Here is a 23,764-nt window from a genome sequence, read left to right as displayed (position 1 = left end):
CGGGTAGCAGGGGGGTGTCGGGGATGACGAGGGAGGACGCGGGGATGCGGACGGACGCGCGGGCGGGCATACAGAGCGGCGTACGGATGGAGAGGCCGCGAGGGCCGGAGATCTGGCTCCGCGGACCGGTACCCGCACCGGCGAACGGACCGACGGGCGGATTGACGGGCGGCTTGACGGGCGGACCAGGGGGCGGGCCGGGGGCCGGACCGGGGCGTCGTTCCTTCGTCGGCGCGCACGGCGGCGCCGGCACCTCCACCCTCGCCACGGTCTACGGCGGCCACGACTGCGGACGCGACTGGCCGGGCCCCGCCGACCCGCGGTCGGTCCTGCTGGTCGCCCGTACCCACGCGTCCGGGCTGAACGCGGCCCTGGGCGCCGTGGAACGCTTCCGGCAGGGCGGGGCCCCGTCCGGCCTCGATCTCGCCGCACTCGTCCTGGTCGCCGACGCACCCGGCCGGCTGCCCCGCCCGCTCGCCCAGCGCGTCAAGGACATCGAGGCGGCGATCGGCCTCCACCGTGTGCCCTGGGTGCCCGCCTGGCGCCTGGGCGACCTGAGCGGGGCACCGCCGAGGGAGACCGAGGCGCTGGCCCGCCTCGCCGGGGCGACGGCGGGGCGTTGACCCCCCGCACCCGCGTCACCTCCGAGTTCGCCGCGCTCTCCGCGACGGAGACCGCCGCCGCCGTACGGTCGGGTGCGGTGCGGGCCGTCGACGTGGTCGCGGCGGCGCTGGAGCGGATCGGACGGGCGGACACCGAACTGTGCGCGTTCGTCGAGGTGTGGGGCGAGGAGGCGCTGCGGCGGGCGGCCGGGGTGGACGCGCGGGTCGCGGCGGCGGACGGCCCGCTCCCCGGTGGCCCGCTGGCCGGGGTGCCGATCGGGGTGAAGGGACGGTACGGCCTGCGCGCGGCGGCTCCGCTGCTCGCGGCCGGGTGCGTGGCGGTGGGCGCGACGTCCGTGCCCGGACCCGGAACTCCCTGGCAGACCTGGGGACTTGGCGCCCATGGCCGTACCGTCAACCCCTGGCGCGCGGACCGTACGCCGGGCGGTTCCTCGGCCGGGTCGGCCGCCGCGGTGGCCGCCGGACTGGTGCCGCTCGCGACCGGCAGCGACGGGGCGGGGTCGGTGCGGATCCCGGCGGCGTGGTGCGGTGTGGTGGGCCTGAAGGTCACGAACGGTCGGTTGCCGACGGCCGACCGTACGGGGCTCACGGCGCCCGGGGTGCTCACCCGCTGCGCGTCGGACGCGGCGGCGTACTGGCGGGTCATGTCGGGGAGCCCGGACGCGGCCCCGGAAGATCCCGCCCCGACCACCGCTCCACCCCCCGTCCCCGTCCCCGCCCCACTCTCCGTCCCCGTCCCCGCCCCGCCCGCCGTACCGGCGGCCGTCTGGTCCGCCGACCTGCGTTTCGCGCACCCCGACCCGGAGCTCGTCGCGGTGGCCCGGGCGGCGGCGGTGCGGCTCGCGGACGCCGGCGCCCTACGGCTCGTACGGCCGTCCGCTCCCCTCCGTCTCGAAGACCCCGCGCGCGCCTGGCTCGCCCTCCGCTCCCCCGGCGCGGATCCGGCTTCCGTCGGGCCCGCCCGGGTGACGAACGACCGTCGCCTGGCCGCGCTCTTCGCCGGCACGGACCTGCTGCTGACGCCCGCCACCCCGCACCCGCCGCACGGCCACGAGGGCCCGGGTGAGCGCTACTCGACCGCTCTGACCTGGGCGTTCAATCTGAGCGGGCATCCTGCGGTCAGTATTCCGGCGGGGGTCGGCCCCGACGGGTGCCCGGTCGGGCTCCAACTCGTGGCGCCGCCCGGGCGGGAGGATCTGCTGCTGCGGACCATCGACGGCGTGAGGACTGACCGCGCGCCTTGACCACGTACCTTGACCGCGTGTCTTGACCGCGTGCTTTCACTGCGCTCTTTCACTACGCGCTGTGACCGTCGGCTGTGATTGTGGGCTTTGATTGCGTGTGCATATGATGCGTGCGCATGATTTCGTCGCACGCCGACCACTTGGGGGATTTCATGACCCGCCGTTTCCTGTTCGTCCTGGGCAGCAGCCGCACCGAGAGCAACACCGAGATGCTGGCCCGCCGGGCCGCCGAGCAGCTCCCCGCGGACGTCGAGCAGGAGTGGATCAGTCTCACCGAGCACCCGCTGCCGGACTTCGTGGACCTGCGGCACGACAGTGACCACGTCCGCCCGTCCGAGGGCAGTGTGGCGCGGCTGCTGGACGCGACGCTCGCGGCGACGGACATCGTGATCGTGTCCCCGCTGTACTGGTACTCGGTCTCCGCCCCGGTCAAGCGCTACCTGGACTACTGGTCGGGCTGGCTGCGCACCCCCGGCACGGACTTCCGGGCCACGCTGGCCGGGCGCACCCTGTGGGGCGTCACCGTGCTCGCGCACGAGGAGCAGGAGGTCGCCGACCCGCTGGTCGGGACGCTCCACAACTCGGCCGCGTACATGCGGATGCGCTTCGGCGGGGTGCTGCTCGGCAACGGCACCAAGCCCGGTGACGTCCTGAAGGACACCGAGGCGCTGACGCGCGCCAAGACGTTCCTCGCGGGCGAGGCACCGCTCGCGCGCTTCCCCCACGAGGCCGGACGAGAGACCGGCTGACCGACCGGACGACGTCTAGGACGCGATGTCCTTCGTCGTGAACCGCGCCCAGGCCGCCGAGCCGAACACCGCCGCGTACAGGGCCTGGAGGCCGAGGTTCTTCACCAGGTCGTCCCAGTAGACCGGTTCGCGCATCAGGTCGGCGAAGGACAGCCAGTAGTGGGAGAAGAAGTACGGCTGGATCGCGTGCAGTTGGGGGATCTGGTCGAGGATCTGGATGGTGATCAGCAGACCGACCGTGGTGGCCATCGCGGCGATCCCGCTGGTGGTGAGGGTCGAGACGAAGAGGCCGAGCGCCGCCATGCCCACCAGGGACGCGGCGACGGCCAGCGCGATCAGCAGGGCTCTGCCCAGGCCCTCCGCGAAGCTGATCCGCGTACCGGAGATGGTCGTCAGGTCGCCGAGCGGGAAGAGCAGTGCCCCGACGGTCAGCGCCGAGACCGTGACCACGAGAGTGGCCAGCACACAGAAGGCCAGCACGGTCGCGTACTTGGTGAGCAGCAGCCGGGTGCGGCCGGCGGGGGCGACCAGGAGATAGCGCAGGGTGCCCGCGTTGGCCTCGCCGGCGATCGAGTCGCCCGCGATGACGCCGATGGCCATCGGCAGGAAGAAGGGGAGTGTCGCCGCGAGCGCGGTGAACACCAGGAACAGGCCGTTGTTGGTGATCTGCGAGATGAACGCCGGGCCCCCGCCGCCTCCGCCACCGGGTGAGGAGCCGTCGCCGGTCTCCATCCGCACGGCGATGCCGACCAGGACCGGCACGGCGGCCAGCACGCCGAGCAGGGCGAGGGTGCGCCAGCGCCGGAAGGTGGTCCACAGCTCGTTGCGGAGCAGTCCGAAGGTCCACAGCACGCTCGGCGTACGGACCGCCGCCTCAGCCCGCGACATCGAAGCCCTCCCCGGTCAGCGCCACGAACGCGTCCTCCAGTGAGGCCCGTTCGACACCGAAGCCGCGGACCCGGACGCCCGCCGTCACCAACGCGGCGTTCAGTTCGGCGAGTTCACGGTCCTGGGGCGGCTCTGCGCTGACCCGCTCCTCGGCGATGACCACGTCCGTCGCGCCCTGCTCCTTCAACGTGCGGGCCGCGTCGGCCGGGTCCGGGGTCGTCACGACCAGCCGGCCGCGGGTGCCCGCCGCCAGGTCGGCGACCGGTCCCTGGGTGATCAGCCGGCCCCGGGTCATCACCGCCGCGTGGGTGCACACCTGCTCGATCTCGTCGAGGAGGTGGGAGGAGAGGAAGACGGTCGTGCCGTCCGAGGCCAACTCCCGGACCAGGGAGCGGATCTCGCGCATGCCCTGCGGGTCGAGTCCGTTGGTCGGCTCGTCCAGGACGAGCAGTCTGCGCGGCTGGAGCAGGGCGGCGGCGAGGCCTAGCCGCTGCTTCATGCCGAGCGAGTACGCCTTCGCCTTCTTGCCCGCGGCGGCTGCCAGGCCGACCCGGTCCAGGGCCGCCGCGACGCGGATGCGCCGGGTGCGCGGGTCGGCGGTCGGGTCGGCGGCGTCGTAGCGGAGCAGGTTGTCGCGGCCGGAGAGGAAGCCGTACAGGGCGGGGCCCTCGATGAGCGCGCCCACGTGCGGGAGCACCGCGCGCGCTGAGCGCGGCATGGGCCGGCCCAGGACACGGGCCGACCCTGACGTGGGCTCGATGAGGCCCATCAGCATGCGGATGGTGGTGGTCTTGCCGGAGCCGTTCGGACCGAGGAAGCCGAAGACGCTGCCCGCCGGGACGGCCAGGTCGAGACCGTCTACGGCGAGCTGTCCGCCGCGGTAGCGCTTGGTGAGGGCGCGAGTGGCGATGACGGTGTCGCCATCGGTGTCTCCCGCGCCCTCCGGTGCCGGTTCGGACTCCGGCTCCGTGGCGGACGGTTCGCCCATCGGCTCCCTCGATTCGTCGTGCGACCGGAGACCTACTTCGCCGCGTTCGCCGCCTTCACCAGGACGTCCTTGTTCACGGCGCCGACGTAGACCTTGCCGTCGTCGGTCATCAGCGCGTTCACCAGGCGGGTCGAGAAGACCGTGCCCGAGCCGAACTTGCCGGCCACATCGGTACCGAGGGAGTCGAGGAACCCGCCGAGGTCACCGCCGGCGCCGGACGGTATGCCCTCGCCGCCGGTGTCGAACGTGGCGACGGAGTTCCAGCCCTCGCCGATGACCTTCAGGCCGTCGAGGCCCTTGCCGAGGTCCTCCTCGGGCTTGGCGTCCGCCCTGTCGTGCGGCCTCTTCGCCCCTTCCGTGCCCTTCTCGCCCTTATCACCCTTCTCGATGGAATCGCCCTCGGTGACCTTCGCGCCCTTGGGCGCGCTGAAGTCGAAGGTGGACGCGGCGGGCTTGGCGAACTCGACCTGGGTGAAGCCGGCGTCGATCACGGCCGCGCCGCCGCTCGCCGGGGTCAGCGTGAACTTCAGGGGCAGTCCGGTCTTGGCGTCCACGGCCACGGTGATCTGGCCGACCGTGGAGCCGGACTCCTTGGGCTTGACGACGAGCCGGTAGGCGTCGCGGCCCGCGACCTGCGCGGTGCCGTCGACGGTCACGGACGTGGTGTCGTCGACCGCCTTCAGGGCTTCCTCGGCCATGTCCTTGGGCGTGGCCGGGACGTCGCGCTCCTTCTCGGCCTTCCCGCTGTCGGACGTGGCCGAGTGGTAGACCTCGTTGGACTCGCTGTCGTAGCCCCAGACGTCCTTGCCGTTGTGGATCACGCTGTACTCGGAGCCGCTCTCCAGCAGGGACAGCTTCTGCCGGTCGGGGCCGTCGGCCGCGACGCGCAGGGTGTGGGTGCCGGACGCGAGTTCGGTGAGCTTGCTCGACGGGTCGGCGGAGGAGCCGTCGCCCGAGTCCATCGCGCCGGAGGCCAGGCTGTTCTCCAGGCCGCCGAGGTCGGGCAGCCCCAGATCGGTGCTGATCTTCACCGTGCCGGACAGCTGCTGTACGTCCGAGGCGGCGATCTTCTCGATGAGTTCCTGGGCGCTGATCTTCGGCAGGTCGGGGTCGCCGGAGTCGGCGAGCGCCGGGACGAGCCCGATGGTCACCGCCGCCACCCCCACCACCGCGACCGGGACGACGTACCGCGCGGCCTTGCGCCGCCGTGCCGCGCGCAGGTCGTCGGCCTCCGCGGCGGTCGTGCTGTCGTCGGTTTCGAACGGTGCCATGTGTGCCTTACCTCCGTCGTCGGCGGCGGCTGGTCCAACTCCCGCGTGTCCACCCCGTAGCCGCCATTCTCACCCGAATCGGTGAGGAGTGGTGTTTTCCGTGGTGTCCATCTGACCAAATCGGCCGGGTGTATTCGTCAACCCCCGGGCGCAACTCCGCGTACACCTGGGGGATGACACACGGAGGCGATGCCGCCCCCGACCCGTAGGGGTCGGGGTGGAGACGCCGTCGACGGAGGGGGCCCGGAGGTCTCCCGCGGAGGTCACGGCAGCCGCGGGATCTCCTCGGTGCCGACGGGTGGGAGAGCGTCGCCGCGGAGCCGGTCCCCGTGCGGACGTGATCCAGGAAGGTGACCTACGTCACCCCGCCCGGTGCACCACCGCGTCGCACAGCTCCATCAGCGCGGCCTTGGCGTCGCACTCCCGCAGCGGCGCCAGCGCGGCCCGGGCGTCCTTCGCGTACCGCACGGTGTCCCGCCGGGCCTGCTCCAGCGCGGGGTGCGCGCGCAGGGCCTCCAACGCCTCGGCGTGCCGTGCGTCGTCGGTCAGGTCGGAGTCCAGCAGCTCGCACAGCGCGATGTCCTCGGCCAGCCCCAGCCGCTCGGCCCGTTCCCGCAGCCGGAGCACCGGCAGGGTCGGGATGCCCTCGCGCAGGTCCGTCCCCGGGGTCTTGCCCGACTCGTGCGAGTCGGACGCGATGTCCAGGACGTCGTCGGCCAGTTGGAAGGCGACGCCCAGCCGCTCGCCGTACTGCGTGAGCACGTCGACCACCGTCTCGTCGGCGCCCGACATCATCGCCCCGAAGCGGCAGGAGACGGCCACCAGCGAGCCGGTCTTGCCGCCGAGGACGTCCAGGTAGTGCTCGACCGGGTCGCGTCCGTCGGTCGGTCCGGCGGTCTCCAGGATCTGGCCGGTGACCAGGCGTTCGAACGCCTCGGCCTGGACCCGGACCGCCTCGGGCCCGAGGTCGGCCAGGATGTGCGAGGCGCGCGCGAACAGGAAGTCGCCGGTGAGGACGGCGACCGAGTTGCCCCAGCGGGTGTTGGCGCTGGACACCCCGCGCCGCACCTCGGCCTCGTCCATCACGTCGTCGTGGTACAGCGTCGCCAGGTGGGTCAGCTCCACGACCACGGCGGACGGCACGATCCCGGGGGCATAGGGGTCCCCGAACTGGGCAGCGAGCATCACGAGCAGCGGCCGGAACCGCTTTCCGCCCGCCCGCACCAGGTGCTGGGCGGCCTCCGTGATGAAGGGGACCTCACTCTTGGTGGCTTCGAGCAGTCCCTCCTCGACGGCCGTCAATCCGGCCTGGACATCGGCTTCCAGAGCCTGGTCCCGCACGCTCAGCCCGAACGGCCCGACGACGGTCACGAGGGATCTCCTGTCTGCTGGTGTCTGCTGGCGGTCACACGGTTTGTCGATAGGTCGCTGCCATCACTCAAGTCAGCGTATCCGGTCATGTTTCGATCACCGCTAGCGCCCGCCGGTCCAGGCCGGGCGGTATCGGATCACGACGGGTATGTTTTTGATCACTTGAAAAGAACGGATATCTATCGACTTACATGGAAGTAGTGGAGCGTGCCCCGAACCGACGTCGACACCGCGCCCGGCAGCCGACCGCCCCCCGAGGACGACACCGCCTTCTTCGGCCAGCCCAAGGGCCTGCTCACGCTCTCCGGCCTGGAGGTCTGGGAACGCTTCTCGTTCCTCGGCATGCAGGCGATCCTCGTCCTCTACTTCGCCGACACGGTGGCCCACGGCGGCCTGGGCATGTCGGCCGGCACCGCGGCCTCCGTCTCCGCCGCCTACGGCACGCTGGTCTACCTCGTCTCCGTGGCCGGCGGCTGGCTCGCCGACCGCATCCTCGGCTCCTACCGCGCGGTGCTGTGGGGCGGCGTCCTGATCGCCTGCGGGCACTACTCCATGGCCGTCCCCACGGCCACCATGACCTGGGTGGGCCTGGGCCTGATCAGCGCCGGCACGGGCCTGCTGAAGCCCAACGTGGCCACCATGGTCGGCAAGCTCTACGCCACCGACGACGACCGCCGGGACGCCGGGTTCGCCCTCTACTACATGGCGATCAACATCGGCGCCTTCGCGGGCCCGCTGATCACCGGCTGGCTCGGCGACCACCGGGGCTGGCACTGGGGTTTCTCGGCCGCCGCGATCGGCATGACCTTCGGTCTCGTCCAGTACGTGCTGGGCCGCCGTCACCTGGCCGGGCGCAGGAACGCGGCGGAGTTCGCCCTCCCGCCCGACGCCCTGCGCCGCACGGTCCGCACGATCGTCGCCGGGGTGGTGGCCGTCGCGGTGCTCGCGACCGTCCTCGCCCTCACCGGCCTGCTCACCATGGACCGCTTCGTCGACCTGCTCACCCTGGTCTCGGTGATCGCTCCGGTCGTCTACTTCACGGTGATGTTCAGGAGTCCCCGCGTGACCGCCGAGGAACGCGGCCGGCTGCGCCCGTACGTGGTGCTCTTCCTCGCCTCCACCGTCTTCAACTTCATCCTCTTCCAGGCGTACTCGACGATGATGCTGCTGGCCGCGTCGAACGCCGAGACGACCCTCCTCGGCTTCGACTTCCCGGCAAGCTGGTACGCGTCCGCGCTGGGCGCCTTCGAGGTCGGGCTCGCGCCCGTGGTCGCCGCGCTCTGGGTCCGGATGGGCCACCGCCAGCCGCACGCGTCGAACAAGATCGCGATCGGGGTCGTCCTCGGCGGCCTGTCGTTCCTGCTGATGGCCCTGCCGACGTCCGGGCACTCCTCCGACGACTACCTGATGTCCGCCTGGTGGATCGTCGGCTCGTACTTCCTGCTCGGCCTCGGCGACATCCTGCTGGAGACCTCCGGCATGTCGGCCACCACCAAGCTCGCCCCGGCCGCCTTCTCCAGCCAGACCATGTCCCTCTGGTTCCTGTCCCTCGCCCTGGCCAACGGCATCCAGGCCCAGACGGTGAAGCTCTACGACGACGTCTCCCAGCCCGCCTACTTCGGCGTCAACGGCGCGATCGCGGTGGCCGCGGGTCTGGCCGTGATGGCGGCCGCCCCCTGGCTGCGCCGCACCATGCATCCGGTCCACTGAACTCACGGGGTCACGCTCATGCACATCCGTACGTCCTTCCCCTACGAGACGGCCCACCAGGACCTCCGCATCCCGCTGTCGGACGGGACCCTGCTCTACGCACGCGTGTGGCGTCCCCTCACTGACGAACCGGTACCCGCGATCCTCGAATACCTGCCGTACCGCCTCACCGACTGGACGGCACCCCGCGACTGGCAACGCCATCCCTGGTACGCGGGCCACGGTTACGCCTCCGTACGAGTGGACGTGCGCGGACACGGCAACAGCGGGGGCATGCCGACCGACGAGTACTCGGCGACCGAGCTGGCCGACGGTGTCGAGGTCGTCGACTGGCTGGCCGCACAGCCCTGGTGCGACGGCAAGGTCGGCATGTTCGGCATCTCCTGGGGCGGCTTCAACTCCCTCCAGATCGCGGCCCTGGCACCCGAGCCGCTCAAGGCGGTCGTCACGGTCTGCTCCGCCGACGACCGCTATGACAACGACGTGCACTACATGGGAGGTTCCGTCCTCGCGGTGGACATGCACGCCTGGGCGGCCACCATGCTCGCCTTCGTCTCCCGGCCGCCGGACCCGCGGTATGCGGGCGAGGCCTGGCGGGAGATGTGGCTGGAGCGCCTGGCGGGGGTCGAACCCCTCATCCACACCTGGCTCGACCACCAGACCCGGGACCGCTACTGGCGTCACGGCAGCGTCTGCGAGGACTACGGCGCGATCCAGGCCGCCGTCCTCGCGGTGGGCGGCTGGCACGACCCGTACCGCGACACGGTCCTCCGGCTCGTCGAGCACCTGCCCTCCGACCGCGTCCGCGGCCTGATCGGCCCCTGGTCCCACCAGTACCCCGACCGCGGTCTGCCGCCGGGACCGGCGATCGGCTTCCTCCAGGAGACCCTGCGCTGGTGGGACCACTGGCTCAAGCCCGATTCGCGCGGCGCCTCGGGCACGGGTGACACCGGCGTCATGAACGAACCCCTGCTGCGCGCCTACCTCAGCGACTCCCACCCCCCGGCCACGGTCTACGACACCCTGCCCGGCCGCTGGGTCGGCGAGCCGGCCTGGCCCTCCCCCAACGTCGCGATGGTCGCGCACGCCCTGCAGGGCGCCCCCTCCCCGGTGCGCTCCCCGCAGCACACGGGCGTCGACGCCGGCCGCTTCTTCCCCTTCGGGAACGACGCCGACCTGCCGCCCGACCAGCGGGAGGAGGACGCGCGGTCGGTGAGCTTCGAGTTCGAAGTCCAGGAGGAGACCTGGGTGTTGGGGCGGCCCCGGGTGCGGCTCAGGCTGACCTCGGAGGTGACGCGCGGTCAGGTGATCGCCCGGGTCTGCGACGTGGCCCCGGACGGCTCCTCGACCCTGGTGACCCGGGGTGTGCTGAACCTGTCGGCGCGGCACGGGCGGGAGCAGGCCGTGCCGTGGGCGCCGGGCACGACGGAGGACGTCGAGTTCGAGCTGAACGGCATCGGGCACGTCTTCCCCGTCGGCCACCGCATCCGTCTCGCCGTCTCCTCCGCGTACTGGCCGTGGATCTGGCCGCAGCCCGGCTCGGCGGCGGGCTTCACCCTGGACCCGGCGGGCAGCCTGCTGGAGCTGCCCGTGCGCGGCCACGAGGTGGGGCAGGAGATCGTCTTCGAGGAGCCCGAGCAGGCCGAGCCGCTGGGGGTGACCGGCGGCGTGGCCGCTGCCGGAGGGAGCCCGGACACGCCGGACGAGCCGCGCCCCGAGCGGCTGGTCGTCCGCGACGTGGCCAAGGGCGAGTGGCGGCTGGAGGTCGATCCGCGCTACGGCGGCACCCGGGTGTACCCCGACGGCCTGGAGTTCGCCGAGGACGCGCTGGAGACGTACACGATCGACGAGCGGGACCCCCTGTCGGCCCGGACCCGCTCCGACTGGACGGTCCGGTTGCGCCGGCCGGAGCTGGGCTGGGACGCGACGGTCCGCACCCGGTCGGAGATCCGCTGTGACGAGACGGACTTCCTGACCACCAACGAGGTGGTCTGCACGGACGGCGGCGAGGTGGTCTTCCACCGGACGTGGGAGAAGCGGATCCCACGCACTGCCGGTTGACTCCGAGTTGGGAACATTGCCCGATTTGCCATGCTTGCGCATGTCCGTGAGTTGGGTCACTTCCAACCGCCTCCGCGCCCCCTTCGGCGCGTCCGCGTTCCCTTCCCGCCGGACCCCGCCCCGCCTTGCGCCGTGCGCCAGTTGAGTCTTGGCAACCGCAAAGGATCAAGCACCCCATACGCCTCAGACCAAGGTCAATAGGTGTGATGTGTGAATCCGCTACTTGTTTCGGACATGTGCTCTCGCATACGTTCCCGGCCTGTCGAGCGGACGCCTAATCCTGCCGCCGCTCGCGGACCACCCATCGACGACCATTCGCACGGCAGGAGCGGGGGACCCAGGTAAGTCGCCGCACCGGAGATCACGCCGGTACGGCTCGGGGTTAAGTCGTGCCGCCCACCCGGGCGGCACGGCCGGGCACCTCCCAGCCCGCACCCGACAGCTCACCTCGCAGGCGACGGAGAGGACATTTCGCCATGCCTGCTGCCGCTCAGCACCGTCGTTCCAGGACGACCCGCCTCACCCGCACCCTCGCCGTCGCCGTCACCGGCGCCGCCGTGCTCGCCCTCCCGGTGATCGGCGCGACCAGCGCGTCCGCCGCGACCCCGACCGTGACCACCGCCACCTCGCTGGGGTACTCCAACACCCTCGACGGCTGGATCCGGGCGTCCCTCCAGGTCATGGCGCAGAACGGCATTCCGGGCACGTACGACGGCATCTACCGCAACGTCATCCGGGAGTCCTCGGGCAACCCGTACGCCATCAACAACTGGGACTCCAACGCCGCCGCCGGCACCCCGTCCAAGGGTCTGCTCCAGACCATCGACCCCACCTTCCAGGCCTACCACGTGGCCGACACCTCGTGGGACCCGTACGACCCGGTCGCCAACATCACCGCCGCCTGCAACTACGCGGCGGCGCGGTACGGGTCGATCGACAACGTGTGGGGCGCGTACTAGAGATCCCGGGGGCCGACTCCCGGGGCGTGATCCCCGGGGCCGGTCAGAACTTCCCGTCCGGGAAGAGACGTTCGAGGACGACGGCGACGCCGTCGTCCTCGTTCGACAGGGTGACCTCGTCGGCCACGGACCGGAGTTCGGGATGGGCGTTGGCCATGGCGATGCCGTGGGCGGCCCAGTCGAACATGGGGATGTCGTTGGGCATGTCCCCGAAGGCGACGGTGTGCTGCGGGCCGAGACCGAGATGGTCGGCGGCCAGCGCCAGCCCCGTCGCCTTCGTGATGCCGCATGGCTGGAGTTCGACGGTCCCGGGCCCCGACATGGTGACCGTGGCCAGCGAGCCGATCACTCCGCGCGCCGTCGCCGCCAACTCGTCGTCGGACAGGTAGGGATGGCGCAGCAGCACCTTGCTGATGGGCTCGCGCCACAGGTCGTCGCGTCTTGCGACCCGGACCGCGGGCAGGGTCGGGTGGGGCATCAGATAGCCCGGCTCGATGAGGGTGAGCCCGTCCACGCCGTCCTGGTCGACGGCCGCGTACACCTGGCCGACCTCGGCCTCGATCTTGCCGAGCGCGGTCTCGGCCAGTTCCCTGTCCAGGGTGACCGACCAGAGCAGACGGTCCGCGCCGGCGTCGTACACCTGCGCGCCCTGCCCGCACACCGCGAGTCCCTCGCTGCCCAGGTCGTCGAGGAGTGGCCGCACTCTGGGCGCCGGGCGGCCGGTCACCACGAGATGCCGGGCACCGGCCGCCGTCACCCGCGCCAGTGCGGCGAGGGACCGGTCGGACAGCGTGTCGTCGCCTCGGAGCAGCGTTCCGTCCAGGTCGGTGGCGATGAGTGAATATGCGGTGGGTGCGGCCATGATCAGAGAATACGGATGGAACGCCCCGCCGACTCGACGCGAACCGGACGGCTACAGCATTCACATGCATTGACGTCTGCTCCGGTTGCGAACATCCGTTCCGGTCACGGCAGTCGGTGCGTTCACCGCCGTCGGTGCGTTCACGCGGACTCCCGCACCACCAGTTCCGTCGGCAGGATCACCCCGGCCGTGTCCTCGCCGGCGATCTGGGCGAGCAGCATGCGGACCATCTCGGCGCTGATGCGCTCGTAGGGCTGTCGCATGGTGGTGAGGGCCGGGGTGACGGCGGTGGCCGCGGCCGAGTCGTCGAAACCGCCGACAGCGATGTCATCGGGGACCGAACGGCCGCACTGGTGCAGGGCGTTGACGACTCCCTGGGCCATCAGGTCGGAGGCGACGAACACCGCGTCCAGGTCGGGGGCCCGGTCGAGCAGCCGGTGCGCGGCCTGTTCGCCGCCGGCACGGCGGTAGTCGCCCTCGGCGACCAGTGCCGGGTCGTAGGGCAGGCCCGCCTCGGCGAGGACCTCGCGGTAGCCGGCCAGCCGGTCGGTGCCGCCGGGGGTGTCCAGCGGGCCGGTGATCATGCCGATGCGGCGGCGGCCGGTGTCGAGGAGGTGGCGGACCATCTCCCGGGCGCCGTCACGGTCGTCGGCCGCCACGTAGCTCACCTTGGAGCCGAGCCCCATCGGCTTGCCGCAGGCCACCAACGGCATTCCGGCGGCGCGCAGTTCGGCGGCGACCGGGTCCCCGCTGTGGCTGGAGACCAGCAGCACGCCGTCGACATGGCCCGAGGTGATGTAACGGGTCAGCCGGCGCCGGTCGTCGTCGGTCGCGGCCAGCATCAGCAGCAGCGGGATGTCGTGCCGGGCGAGGTGCTCGGTGCATCCGCGCAGCAGGACGTTGAAGTTGGGGTCCTCGAAGAACTTCTCCTGCGGCTCGGTCAGGAGGAACGCCACCGAGTCCGAGCGGCCCGTACTCAGGCTGCGGGCATGCCGGTTGACCACGTATCCGGTCTTCCTGACGGCGGCCTCGACGGCCCGCCGGGCGGCCGGCGAGACGTAGTGGCCGCCGTTCAGGAAGCGGGAGACGGTACCCCGCGACACACCCGCCTCCCGGGCCACGTCGTGGATGGTGGGCGGCTTGCGGCGGCCGTTCGCGCTGGTGGTCATGTTCCTCGTTCGGGGCGGGGTTTGCTGCGGGCGGCCGACTGCTCAGGCCTTGACCGAGCCGCTCAGCAGGTCCAGGGACCAGAACCGCTGGATCACCAGGAAGAGCGCGATCAGCGGGAGGATCGCCAGCAGACATCCGGTGATGACCAGGGTGTAGAGGGCGGGCTGCGAGGCGCCCTGGGCGAGCAGCGTGTAGAGCCCGAGGGTGAGCGGGAACTTGGTGTCGTCGGCCAGCATCACGTACGGCAGCAGGAAGTTGTTCCAGATGCCGACGAACTGGAAGAGGAACACCGTGATCAGGCCCGGCATCATCATCGGTACGGCGATCCGCGAGAAGATCCGCCACTCGCTCGCCCCGTCCATGCGGGCTGCCTCCATGAGTTCGGTGGGCACCGAGGCCGCCGCGTAGATGCGGACCAGGTAGACGCCGTACGGGGAGAGGATCGACGGCAGCAGCATCGACCAGTACGAGTCGGCCATGCCCGTCTTCGACAGCAGCAGGTACTGCGGGACGGCCAGCACGATGCTCGGCACGAGGACGCCCGCGAGGATCATCTTGAAGATGGCCTCGCGTCCGCGGAACACGAACCGGCCGAGCGCGTAGCCGCCGCCGGCGGAGACCGCGGTGGACAGCAGGGCGCCGAAGCCCGCGTAGAACGCGGAGTTGGCCATCCACTGCCAGTAGATGCCGTCCCGGTAGTCGGTCAGGTCGCTCAGGTTGCCGAGGAGTCCGGTGCCGGGGGCGAAGGTGAAGGTGGAGAACAGCTCCGACCGGTCCTTGGTGGCCGCGACGACCACCCAGGCGATGGGGACCAGGCAGTACAGGGCACCGAGGATCAGCACGAGGGTGGGGATCCAGGCGGTGCGCCGCACACGGCTCGCGGCGGGGGACGTGTCGGCGGTGAGGGTGAGGGGGGTCATGCCCGGTCCTCCCGGGTGTAGCGGTCGGAGACGCGCAGCAGGCTGAAGGAGAGGAGATAGGTGGCCAGGGCCAGCACGACCGCCGTGGCGGAGGCGCCGTAGATGTCGGACTGCAGGAAGGCCGTGTCGTAGATGGCCATCAACGGGCTCCAGCCGCTGGGCAGTCCGTTGGTCAGCGGCTTCAGGGCCATCGGTTCGGTGAAGACCTGGAGGGTGGCGATCACCGAGAAGAAGAAGGTGAGGACCAGCGAGGGCATCACGATCGGGATCTTGATCTTCAGGGCGATGTGCAGGTCGGAGGCGCCGTCGATGCGGGCCGCCTCGTAGATCTCCTGCGGGATCGCCTTGAGCGCGGTGTAGATGACGATCATGTTGAAGCCGGTGCCGCCCCAGACCGCGATGTTCGCGAAGGAGAGGTAGAGGTTGCCGCCCTCGAAGAGGTCCGGCTGCGGCAGGCCGAACTTGTTCAGCAGGTAGTAGAAGGGGCTGACGTCCGGCAGGTAGAGGAAGCCCCACATCAGGGCGGCGATGATGCCGGGCACCGCGTACGGCAGGAAGATCATCAGCCGGGCGAAGGGCGCGCTGCGCGCCTTCGGGGTGTCCAGCATCAGCGCGAACAGCAGCGCGAGGCCGAGCATGGTCGGGATGACGATGAGGCCGTAGCCGAACGCGCGCAGCACACTGTGGCCGAACGCGGAGTCCTGGAGGACGGCCGTGTAGTTGCCGAAGCCGTTCCAGACCTGTTCGCGGGCGCCCTTGCCGAGCCCGATGCCCTTGACCTGGACCTTGTGCAGGCTGAGCCAGATCGCGTACCCGATGGGGACGACGGTGAAGGCGGCGAATAGGGCCAGCGTCGGCGCCAGGAACCAGTACGGTGCGCTGCGGCCTTGGCGGCGGGGGCGGCTGGGGCGGACGGACGGGGCGGTGCCGATGCCGTCCGCCAAGGGCCCGACCGTGACGCGGTCGGAGCCCTTGAGCGGAGCGCTGGTCATGCCTCGGTCACCTCGAAGCCCTGCTTCTTCATGTCGGCGAAGGTCTTCGACTGCATGGCGCCGAGGGCGGAGTCGAACTGGGACTCCTTCTTCGCCTTGGTGGCCTTGCCGAAGCCGTCCATGAAGCTGGTGTAGGCGATCTGGACGTTGGGGCCCCAGGCGGAGGCGGCCGTGGTGGCGGCGATCGCGGCGGCCGTGGTGTAGAAGTCCGCCTGGTTCGAGAAGAACTCGGGCGTCTTGAGGATGTCGCCGGACTGGCCCTTCGTGGCGGCCGGGTAGACCGCGGCCTCCTTGACCAGGGCGGCCAGCGCCTCCGGGTCGGTGTTGATCCAGCGCGCGAACTTCGCGGCGGCCTCGGCGTGCTTGGAGTCGGTGGAGACACCGGTGGAGGAACCGCCCCAGCTGCCGGTGACGTCGTCGCCGGACTTCCACTGCGGGAGCGGGGCCATGCGCCACTCGCCCTTGGTGTCGGGCGCGGAGGAGACCAGCACACCGGGCGCCCAGACGGCCGAGACCCAGGCCAGGTGGGTGCCCTTGTTCAGGGCGTTGTTCCAGGCCGGGGTGTACATCGGCTGGTTGTCGATGACGCCCTCCTGCACCAGGCCGCCCCAGAACTCGGCGACCTGCCGCGTGCCGGCGTCGTCGATGCCGACGGTCCACTTGCCGCCGCCGTCGACGGTCCACCACTTGCCGCCGGCCTGCTGGGCGAGGCCCGCGAACAGACCGGGGTCGTTGGAGGAGAAGGTGGTCAGATAGGCGTCCGGGACGGCCTTCTTGGCGGCGCGCGCGGTCTCCGCGAACTCGGTCCAGGTCTTCGGCACGCTCAGGCCGTGCTTCTTGAAGAGGTCCTCGCGGTAGTAGAACATCAGCGGCGCCGAGTCCTGCGGCACCGCGTACAGGGCGTCGGTGCCGAGGGTGACCATCTTCCACAGGCCCTCGGAGAAGTCCGACTCGGCGTCACCGGCGTACTGGGAGATGTCGGCGAGGACGTCGTTGGAGACCAGGGTCGGCAGGGACTGGTACTCGACCTGGATGAGGTCGGGGGCGTTGCCGGCCTTCTTCGCGGTGATCAGCTTGGAGACGATCTCGCCGCCGCTGGCCTGCTTCGACACCGTGACCGTGATGTCCGGGTTCTTCTTGTTCCAGATCGCGGCGACCTTCTCCATGTTGGGCGCCCACGCCCAGTAGGTCAGCTTGACCGGCCCGCTGCTCTCGCCGGAGTCGTCGTCGGAACCGCCGCAGGCGGCGAGCGTGCCGGTAAGGCCGAGGGCGGCGGCCCCGGCGAGGATGTTGCGCCTGCTGATCTGGTGGCGGTGGATCGACATCTTCATCTCCCCTGACTTGGACGAGCCTGCCTCGGGACGTCCCGCGTACGCGGCAACCGCCGTGGGGGGAGGTTCTGCGGACGTGACCGAGGGGCTGTGCGCGAGGGCCGCGCGGCTCTGTGATCGTGCACAGTAGAGAATTGTTTCCGGCCCTTGTCAATGGCGAGAGCCTGGGGTTACCTACTTGTTGCTCGCAGATGGCGGCCGTCATGAGTACTGTGCACGATCACAGAAACGAGCACTATCTTTGCCGATCTCCGGGAGTCACCGCATGCCCTCCGCCGCCCCGCACGACCGCCTGCCACTCGCCTTCGGGGGCGACTACAACCCCGAGCAGTGGCCGCAGGAGGTGTGGGAGGAGGACGTCCGGCTGATGCGCGAGGCCGGGGTCACGATGGTCTCGCTCGGCATCTTCGCGTGGTCCCGGACCGAACCCCGGCCCGGCGAGTACGACTTCGCGTGGCTCGATCGGATCATCGGAATGCTCCACGACGCCGGGATCCTCGTGGACCTGGCGACCCCCACCGTCGTACCGCCGGCCTGGTTCTACCGCGCGCACCCGCAGGCGCTTCCGGTCACCCAGGAGGGGGTGCGGCTGGCGTTCGGCTCACGCGGGGCGATCTGCCACTCCGACCCGGACTACCGGGCGGCGGCGGCCGCGATCACCACCCGGCTCGGGGAACGCTACGGCCGCCACCCGGCGGTCGCGCTGTGGCACGTCCACAACGAGTACGGCGCCCCGGTCCTGAGCTGCTACTGCGACACCTGCGCCGGCGCCTTCCGGGTCTGGCTCCAGGACCGCTACACCACCCTCGACGCCCTCAACCAGGCCTGGGGCACCGCCTTCTGGGGCCAGTTCTACGGCGACTGGGAGGAGATCGGCGTGCCCCGGGCCACGCCGACCGTGGGCAACCCCGCCCACCGGCTGGACTTTCAGCGGTTCGGGGACGCCCAGGCCCGCGCCAACTTCCGTGCCGAACGGGACATCCTGCACCGCCTCTCCCCCGGCGTGCCCGTGACCACCAACTTCATGGTCGCGCCCAGCCAGTGCGCGTCCATCGACTACTGGGCCTGGGCGCGCGAGGTCGACCTCGTCACCAACGACCACTACCTGATCACCGACGGCCGCCGCACCCACGTCAACCTGGCCCTCGCCGCCGACCTCACCCGCTCGGTCGCGGGCGGCGCCCCCTGGCTGCTGCTCGAACACTCCACCTCGGGCGTCAACTGGCAGGCGCACAACCCCGCCAAGGAGCCCGGCCAGATGGCCCGCAACTCGCTGGGCCATGTCGCCCGCGGCTCCGAGGGTGCGATGTTCTTCCAGTGGCGGCAGTCCCGCAGCGGCGCGGAGAAGTTCCACTCGTCGATGCTGCCGCACGGCGGAACGGGGACACGGGTGTGGCGGGAGGTGGTGGAGCTCGGGGACCGGCTGGCCGGCCTGGCCGACCTGCGCGGCACCCGCACCCGGGCCGACGTGGCCATGGTCTGGTCGTGGGAGTCGTGGTGGGCGCAGGGCCTGGACTGGCGGCCGAGCGAGGATCTCGACGCGCGGGAGAGGCTCGACGCGTTCTACGAGGCGGTGTACGACCGCCATCTGACGGTGGACTTCTTCGCGCCGGAGGGCCTCGGTGACGTGGACCCCGCGCGGTATCCGCTGCTCGTCGTCCCGCAGTTGTACTCCGCGCCCGCCTCCGTCGCCGCGGACCTGGAGCGGTATGTCGCGCGGGGCGGCACCCTCCTCGTCTCCTTCTTCTCCGGCATCGTCGACGAGCACGACTCCGTGCACCCCGGGGCGTATCCCGGGGCGCTGCGGGATGTCCTCGGACTGACCGTGGAGGAGTTCGATCCGTTGCTGCCGGGGGAGACCGTCACCGTACGGATGGCGGCCGGGGAACCCGGTGGGGAGCCGGCCGAGGAACCGGGTGGGGAACCGGGCGGGGAGTCGTCCGGTGCGCTGTACACCGCCGACGTGTGGTCCGAGTACGTCGTCCCCGGCGAGGGCTGCGAGACGGTGGCCGTCTTCGCCGACGGGCGTACGGCGGGACACCCCGCGCTCACCCGGCGGGCGCTCGGGGACGGGGCCGCCTGGTACCTGGCCACCCGGCTCTCCGGTGCCGACCTGGCGGCGGTCGTGGACCTGGCCCTCACGGACGCGGGCATCGCCCCCGCCGATCTTCCCCAGGACGTCGAACTCGTCGTACGGGAAGGCGAGTCGGGGACGTTCCGGTTCGCCGTCAACCACACGGACGCCGAGGTGAAGGTGGTGCTGGCGGACGGGAGCCGGGCCGCCGTACCGGCCGGGGCGGTCGAGGTGTTTCGCGAGCCGCGCTCCCTCTGAGCGTTCCGGCCCGCTCAAGGCTGTTGTTCTTCTCCTGTGAGTTTCACCGTGAAGGGACCCTGACATGCGTAGACGCAGTGTTCTGACCGCTGCCGGAGCCGCCGCGCTGGCCGTTCCCGTGCTCGGCGCGGCACCCGCCGCCGCGAGCACCCCGACGGGTGGTCACCGCCGCCTGGCGATCCGCGGCGTGGACATCTCCTCGCTGCCGAAGAACGAGGACAAGGGTGCCGTATACCGGCGGGCCGACGGCCGCCGTGAGGACCCGATCCGCATCCTCGCCTCGTCCGGCGTCACGCACGCCCGGCTGAAGGTGTGGGTCGACCCGGTCGACGGCTACAACAACAAGGCCCACGTCCTCCCGCTGGCCCGGCGCCTGAAGCGGGCCGGCATCGGCATCTGGGTCGACTTCCACTACTCCGACACCTGGGCCGACCCGGCGCACCAGACCAAGCCGGCCGCCTGGGCCGACCTGGACGTGCCCGGACTGACCCGGGCCGTCCACGACCACACCGCCGACGTGCTCGGCGCGCTGAGGCGGCAGGGCACTCCGGCCGACCTGGTGCAGATCGGCAACGAGCTGAACGGCGGCATGATCTGGCCCGAGGGCGACTGGGCGCACTGGGACAACCTCGCCGCGTTCCTCAAGGCCGGGCTGAGCGCGGCCCGCGACACCACCCCGCGCGTCCGCACGATCCTGCACCTGGCCAACGGCGGCGACAACGGGCTCTACCGGTGGTGGTTCGACAACGCGGTCGCCCTCGGCGTGGACTTCGACATCATCGGGCTCTCCTACTACCCGTTCTGGCACGGGCCGGTGGCGCAGGCCGCCGCCAACATGGCCGACATCACGGCCCGTTACGGCAAGCCGTGTGTGATCGCCGAGACGGCGTACCCGTTCACGCTGGAGAGCGAGGACGACGTCAACGACATCATGAACGACCCCTCGCAGCTCACCGAGGGCTTCCCCGCCACACCCGCGGGCCAGGCGGCCTGGCTGCGCGAGGTGGCCGACCTCGCGGCCGCCGTCCCGGGCGGGCAGGGTCTTGGCTACTGCTACTGGGAAGGCGTGTGGACGTACCGCGCCGGCAGCGGCTGGGACCCGGCGGACCCGACGTCCGGCAACGCGTGGGAGAACCTCGCCCTGTTCGACTTCGAGGACCGGGCACTGCCGGGGCTTCGGACGTTGGGTCGGTATCGGGGCTGAGGTATTGGGGCCGGGGTATCAGGGCCGGGGTATCAGGGCTGAGGTGTGGGGCGCGGTGGGGCCCGCATCGGGGCTGAGGTGTGGGTCGCGGTGGGGACGGGATCCGGGCCGGGGTGTTGGTCACGGTGGGGCCGCACCGGGGCTGAGGCGCTGGTCGCGGTGAGGGCCGCATCGAGGTCGAGGCGTTGGGCTGGGTGCGGCGTCGTTGGAGCCGGGGCGTCGGTCGGGCCGGCGTCCTGAGCCCTGGGGGTGTAGCGGACTACACCGGGGATACGGGGGGACGGTCCCTCGTGGCGGCGGTCGTGCCCGCCGGCTCCTTGATGGTGGTGTTGATGCGGTTGAACATGTTGGTGACGGCGATGGTGAGGATGAGCGCCGACAGTTCCCTCTCGTCGAAGTGGTCGGCGACCTCGTCCCACAGCGCGTCCGGCACGGACGCGTGGGAACGGTCGGCGAGCCGGGTGACCGACTCGGTCAACTGCAGGGCAGCGCGCTCGGCTTCGGAGAAGCAGGGGGCCTCACGCCAAGCGGCGACGGAGGCGATGCGCTCCTCGCTCGCGCCTCCCTCGCGCAGGTTCCGCACATGGCCGTGGACGCAGGCGCTGCAGCCGTTCACCTGACTGGCACGCAGCCCGACGATCTCGGCGAGCTCCTGCGGCAACCCTCCCTCGCCGATCGCCTGGAACAGGGTGCCGATACCCTTCAGGGCGCCGGGAAGGACGTACGCCGGGTTCGTCATCCGAGCCTGCATGGTGATGCATCCTGTGTCAGTGCTTTCGGTCTCGTTCTCGGTGTCGCTGCACTGACGGAGCGGAGGCAGGGGTTGTGACAGGTCCGCCGGAGGAGTTTCCGAGCGATTTCCAGACGCATCTGCGGGAGGCGGCCGTCGGCGTCCTGGACCGTTTTCCCGAGTCCCTGCGGCCCGAGATCTACGCCCTGTCCTTCCGTGTCTGGCGCATCGACTACGACAGCCGCCGCCCGTACGTGGCCATCGGCTACAACACCGAGAGCCAGTACGCGCGGACGACGTACCCGCAGGACCCGGGCGAGGCCCGTTGGAACTACGCCTGCTGGCTCCTCGACGGCTTCGAGACGCTCGGCAACGTCCCCGAGGATCCGGCCGGCGGCCCGCTGTACGTCGAGGAGATCAAGCGGCTCGGCCTCTGGTACGACGGTGAGGACGACGAGGTGGAGGTGGGGGACGACGATGAGATCGACGCCCTGCGCGACCTGCTCCACCTGCACTTCGCCGATGCCTGCGTCGACCTCGCCCGTCATCTCCATGCCGGCGGCCGGATCGAGAAACTGTTCGGCCGCCCCCTGCCCGTCGTGGTCTTCGACATGGACTGCCCCGGCTGGGAGATCGAGGCGACCGAGGCAGCGAATCCACCCGAGCTGATCGAGGAGTTCCTGACCTGGCAGCGGGCGGGGGTGACGGAGGCGGAGGCGGAGTGACTGCCGGGTGCGGGTGGTGCGGGATGTGCGGTCTGCCCAGGACAGGCAACACGGACGTAACGTGTGGCCCGACCATGTGTGGCGCGACCACGTGTGGCCCGACCACATCGAACGCACGGTTCGTACGAGAGCGAGGCAGCACCCATGCCCCCCTTCGATGTCCCCGAGGGCGACCCCTTCGGCCCGCACAACCTGCCGTACGGCGTCTTCTCGCTCCCCGGGTCCGGCGGTGCGGCCGACCGCCGGGTCGGTGTCCGCCTCGGCGACCACGTCCTGGACGCGGGCGCGGCAGCCGCGGCTCTCGGTTCCCCGTACGTCTCCCTCCTCGCCCGGCCCTCCCTCACCCCGCTCCTCGCCGCGGGCCGCACCGCCTGGTCGGACGTGCGGCGCGCGCTGACGGCGTGGCTGTCGGTGCCGTCGCACCGCGAGACCATCGAACCGCTCTTCCACCCCCTGTCGGACGTGACCCTGCACCTCCCCTTCGAGGTGGCGGACTACGTCGACTTCTACGCCTCCGAGAACCACGCCAGGAACGTCGGCCAGATCTTCCGCCCGGACGCCGCCGACTCCCTGACCCCCAACTGGAAGCACCTGCCGATCGGTTACCACGGCCGCTCCGGCACGGTGGTGGTGTCCGGCACGGACGTCGTGCGCCCCTCCGGGCAGCGGAAGGCCCCCACCGACCCGGCCCCCGTCTTCGGCCCCTCCGTCCGCCTGGACATCGAGGCCGAGGTCGGCTTTGTGGTCGGCGTACCGTCGCAGACGGGGCAGCCGGTGGGGCTCGCCGACTTCCGTGAGCACGTCTTCGGGCTGTGCCTGCTGAACGACTGGTCCGCCCGTGACGTCCAGGCCTGGGAGTACGTCCCGCTCGGCCCGTTCCTCGGCAAGTCCTTCGCCACCTCGGTGTCGGCGTGGATCACCCCGCTGGACGCCCTGGAGCCGGCCCGGGTGGCACCCCCTGAGCGGACCCACCCGTTGCTGCCGTACCTGGACGACGCGGACGACGAACCCGGCGGCTACGACCTGCGTATCTCGGTCGCCGTCAACGGCCACGTGGTCTCCGAGCCGCCCTTCTCCACCATGTACTGGACAGCCGCCCAGCAGTTGGCCCACATGACGGTCAACGGCGCGTCCCTGCGGACCGGCGACCTGTACGGCTCGGGGACGGTGAGCGGCCCTGCCGCACACGAGCGGGGATCGCTGCTGGAGCTGACCTGGAACGGTCGCGATCCCCTGGAACTCCCCGACGGGAAGCGGACGTTCCTGGAGGACGGCGACGTGGTGACCATGTCGGCCTGGGCGCCGGGGCCGGACGGGACCCGGGTGGGACTGGGAGAGGTCACCGGCCGTGTCGTGCCGTCGCCACGCCACCCCGCCTCCCACTGAACGACCTCCGACACCTGCCGTACGCCGCCCGCTGCCGCCATACTGACGGCGGGCGGGGTGCCGTGTCGGCAGGCCGGCAGGTCGGCAGGTCGGCAGGTCGGCAGGTCGGCAGGTCGGCAGGTGAGGACGACACCTCGGCCGTGCACCCGTGGCCGTAGCCGTCCGTCCTTGTTTTCCCGCCGTCCTTGCCCGCCGTCCGCTCTCCCTTCCGTCCCGCCTTCCGTCTGTCCTTCCGATCAGGATCCGGA

General features: G+C 71.2%; 20 protein-coding genes and 1 riboswitch. Of the genes, 10 read left to right on the top strand and 10 right to left on the bottom strand.

Features of this window, described 5'->3' with window-relative positions; genetic code table 11:
• The first annotated feature begins 44 nt into the window (after positions 1-44).
• The 3 genes from ACZ5VD_RS27275 (at position 45) to ACZ5VD_RS27265 (ending at position 2,616) form a co-directional block, all read left to right on the top strand.
• Complete coding sequence (locus ACZ5VD_RS27275; protein ID WP_468547850.1) at positions 45-623, top strand: DUF6668 family protein; 579 nt, start codon at positions 45-47, stop codon at positions 621-623.
• The gene (locus ACZ5VD_RS27270) at positions 620-1,867 is read left to right on the top strand and encodes an amidase family protein (protein ID WP_468547686.1); all 1,248 of its coding nucleotides are present in this window, start codon (positions 620-622) and stop codon (positions 1,865-1,867) included. The genes ACZ5VD_RS27275 and ACZ5VD_RS27270 overlap by 4 nt, the downstream gene beginning before the upstream one ends.
• 152 nt (positions 1,868-2,019) lie before the next feature.
• Entirely contained in the window at positions 2,020-2,616 is a 597-nt protein-coding gene (locus ACZ5VD_RS27265) for a flavodoxin family protein (protein ID WP_468547851.1), read from the top strand.
• Between the two features lie 15 nt (positions 2,617-2,631).
• On the opposite strand, the gene ACZ5VD_RS27260 is transcribed toward ACZ5VD_RS27265, so the two are convergent.
• From ACZ5VD_RS27260 to ACZ5VD_RS27245, 4 genes are all read right to left on the bottom strand, one after another.
• A complete protein-coding gene (locus ACZ5VD_RS27260; RefSeq protein WP_468547687.1) occupies positions 2,632-3,504 on the bottom strand; it encodes an ABC transporter permease in 873 nt (290 codons plus the stop codon).
• Entirely contained in the window at positions 3,491-4,492 is a 1,002-nt protein-coding gene (locus ACZ5VD_RS27255; RefSeq protein ID WP_468547688.1) for an ABC transporter ATP-binding protein, read from the bottom strand. Before ACZ5VD_RS27255 ends, ACZ5VD_RS27260 begins: the two co-directional genes overlap by 14 nt.
• A 32-nt stretch (positions 4,493-4,524) precedes the next feature.
• Positions 4,525-5,763, bottom strand: coding sequence for a LolA family protein (locus ACZ5VD_RS27250; protein ID WP_468547689.1), 1,239 nt, complete (start codon positions 5,761-5,763; stop codon positions 4,525-4,527).
• Between the two features lie 360 nt (positions 5,764-6,123).
• Positions 6,124-7,134 (bottom strand): polyprenyl synthetase family protein, encoded by a 1,011-nt coding sequence (locus ACZ5VD_RS27245; RefSeq protein ID WP_468547690.1) that lies wholly within the window; start codon positions 7,132-7,134, stop codon positions 6,124-6,126.
• A gap of 207 nt (positions 7,135-7,341) precedes the next feature.
• Here ACZ5VD_RS27245 and ACZ5VD_RS27240 point away from each other — a divergent pair, with 207 nt between their 5' ends.
• The 3 genes from ACZ5VD_RS27240 to ACZ5VD_RS27230 all read left to right on the top strand — a co-directional run bounded on the left by ACZ5VD_RS27240 (position 7,342) and on the right by ACZ5VD_RS27230 (position 11,864).
• Positions 7,342-8,844: a peptide MFS transporter gene (locus ACZ5VD_RS27240; RefSeq protein ID WP_468547691.1), complete on the top strand. Its 1,503-nt coding sequence runs from the start codon at positions 7,342-7,344 to the stop codon at positions 8,842-8,844.
• Between the two features lie 18 nt (positions 8,845-8,862).
• Positions 8,863-10,905 (top strand): CocE/NonD family hydrolase, encoded by a 2,043-nt coding sequence (locus tag ACZ5VD_RS27235; protein WP_468547692.1) that lies wholly within the window; start codon positions 8,863-8,865, stop codon positions 10,903-10,905.
• Positions 10,906-11,203: 298 nt separating this feature from the next.
• Positions 11,204-11,377, top strand: a riboswitch (cyclic di-AMP (ydaO/yuaA leader).
• 4 nt (positions 11,378-11,381) lie between these two features.
• The gene (locus ACZ5VD_RS27230) at positions 11,382-11,864 is read left to right on the top strand and encodes a transglycosylase SLT domain-containing protein (RefSeq protein WP_468547693.1); all 483 of its coding nucleotides are present in this window, start codon (positions 11,382-11,384) and stop codon (positions 11,862-11,864) included.
• A gap of 43 nt (positions 11,865-11,907) precedes the next feature.
• Here ACZ5VD_RS27230 and ACZ5VD_RS27225 read toward each other — a convergent pair whose 3' ends face one another.
• The 5 genes from ACZ5VD_RS27225 to ACZ5VD_RS27205 all read right to left on the bottom strand — a co-directional run bounded on the left by ACZ5VD_RS27225 (position 11,908) and on the right by ACZ5VD_RS27205 (position 17,139).
• Positions 11,908-12,726, bottom strand: a complete 819-nt coding sequence (locus ACZ5VD_RS27225; protein WP_468547694.1) for an HAD family hydrolase — start codon at positions 12,724-12,726, stop codon at positions 11,908-11,910.
• Positions 12,727-12,866: 140 nt separating this feature from the next.
• A complete protein-coding gene (locus tag ACZ5VD_RS27220) occupies positions 12,867-13,895 on the bottom strand; it encodes a LacI family DNA-binding transcriptional regulator (RefSeq protein ID WP_468683624.1) in 1,029 nt (342 codons plus the stop codon).
• 42 nt (positions 13,896-13,937) lie between these two features.
• A complete protein-coding gene (locus ACZ5VD_RS27215; RefSeq protein ID WP_468547696.1) occupies positions 13,938-14,816 on the bottom strand; it encodes a carbohydrate ABC transporter permease in 879 nt (292 codons plus the stop codon).
• Positions 14,813-15,808 (bottom strand): carbohydrate ABC transporter permease, encoded by a 996-nt coding sequence (locus ACZ5VD_RS27210; protein WP_468547697.1) that lies wholly within the window; start codon positions 15,806-15,808, stop codon positions 14,813-14,815. The genes ACZ5VD_RS27215 and ACZ5VD_RS27210 overlap by 4 nt, the downstream gene beginning before the upstream one ends.
• The gene (locus ACZ5VD_RS27205; protein WP_468547698.1) at positions 15,805-17,139 is read right to left on the bottom strand and encodes an ABC transporter substrate-binding protein; all 1,335 of its coding nucleotides are present in this window, start codon (positions 17,137-17,139) and stop codon (positions 15,805-15,807) included. The genes ACZ5VD_RS27210 and ACZ5VD_RS27205 overlap by 4 nt, the downstream gene beginning before the upstream one ends.
• Positions 17,140-17,404: 265 nt before the next feature.
• Here ACZ5VD_RS27205 and ACZ5VD_RS27200 point away from each other — a divergent pair, with 265 nt between their 5' ends.
• On the top strand, positions 17,405-19,471 hold the full coding sequence (locus tag ACZ5VD_RS27200; RefSeq protein ID WP_468683622.1) for a beta-galactosidase: 2,067 nt from the start codon (positions 17,405-17,407) through the stop codon (positions 19,469-19,471).
• A 64-nt stretch (positions 19,472-19,535) separates the two neighbouring features.
• Positions 19,536-20,675: a glycoside hydrolase family 53 protein gene (locus ACZ5VD_RS27195; protein WP_468547700.1), complete on the top strand. Its 1,140-nt coding sequence runs from the start codon at positions 19,536-19,538 to the stop codon at positions 20,673-20,675.
• 259 nt (positions 20,676-20,934) lie between these two features.
• Here the strand turns inward: ACZ5VD_RS27195 and ACZ5VD_RS27190 are convergent, their stop codons facing one another.
• Positions 20,935-21,426, bottom strand: a complete 492-nt coding sequence (locus tag ACZ5VD_RS27190) for a carboxymuconolactone decarboxylase family protein (RefSeq protein WP_468683621.1) — start codon at positions 21,424-21,426, stop codon at positions 20,935-20,937.
• 74 nt (positions 21,427-21,500) lie between these two features.
• On the opposite strand from ACZ5VD_RS27190, the gene ACZ5VD_RS27185 reads away from it, so the two are divergent.
• Together ACZ5VD_RS27185 and fahA are read left to right on the top strand one after the other, a co-directional pair.
• On the top strand, positions 21,501-22,130 hold the full coding sequence (locus ACZ5VD_RS27185; RefSeq protein ID WP_468683620.1) for a hypothetical protein: 630 nt from the start codon (positions 21,501-21,503) through the stop codon (positions 22,128-22,130).
• Positions 22,131-22,274: 144 nt separating this feature from the next.
• Positions 22,275-23,516, top strand: coding sequence for a fumarylacetoacetase (gene fahA, locus ACZ5VD_RS27180; RefSeq protein ID WP_468547703.1), 1,242 nt, complete (start codon positions 22,275-22,277; stop codon positions 23,514-23,516).
• The last annotated feature ends 248 nt before the right edge of the window (positions 23,517-23,764 follow it).

The organism is Streptomyces sp. NPDC032822 (assembly GCF_055578825.1).
The sequence above is the reverse complement of the archived record's forward strand: the minus strand, read 5'-3'. Positions and strand labels throughout refer to the sequence as shown.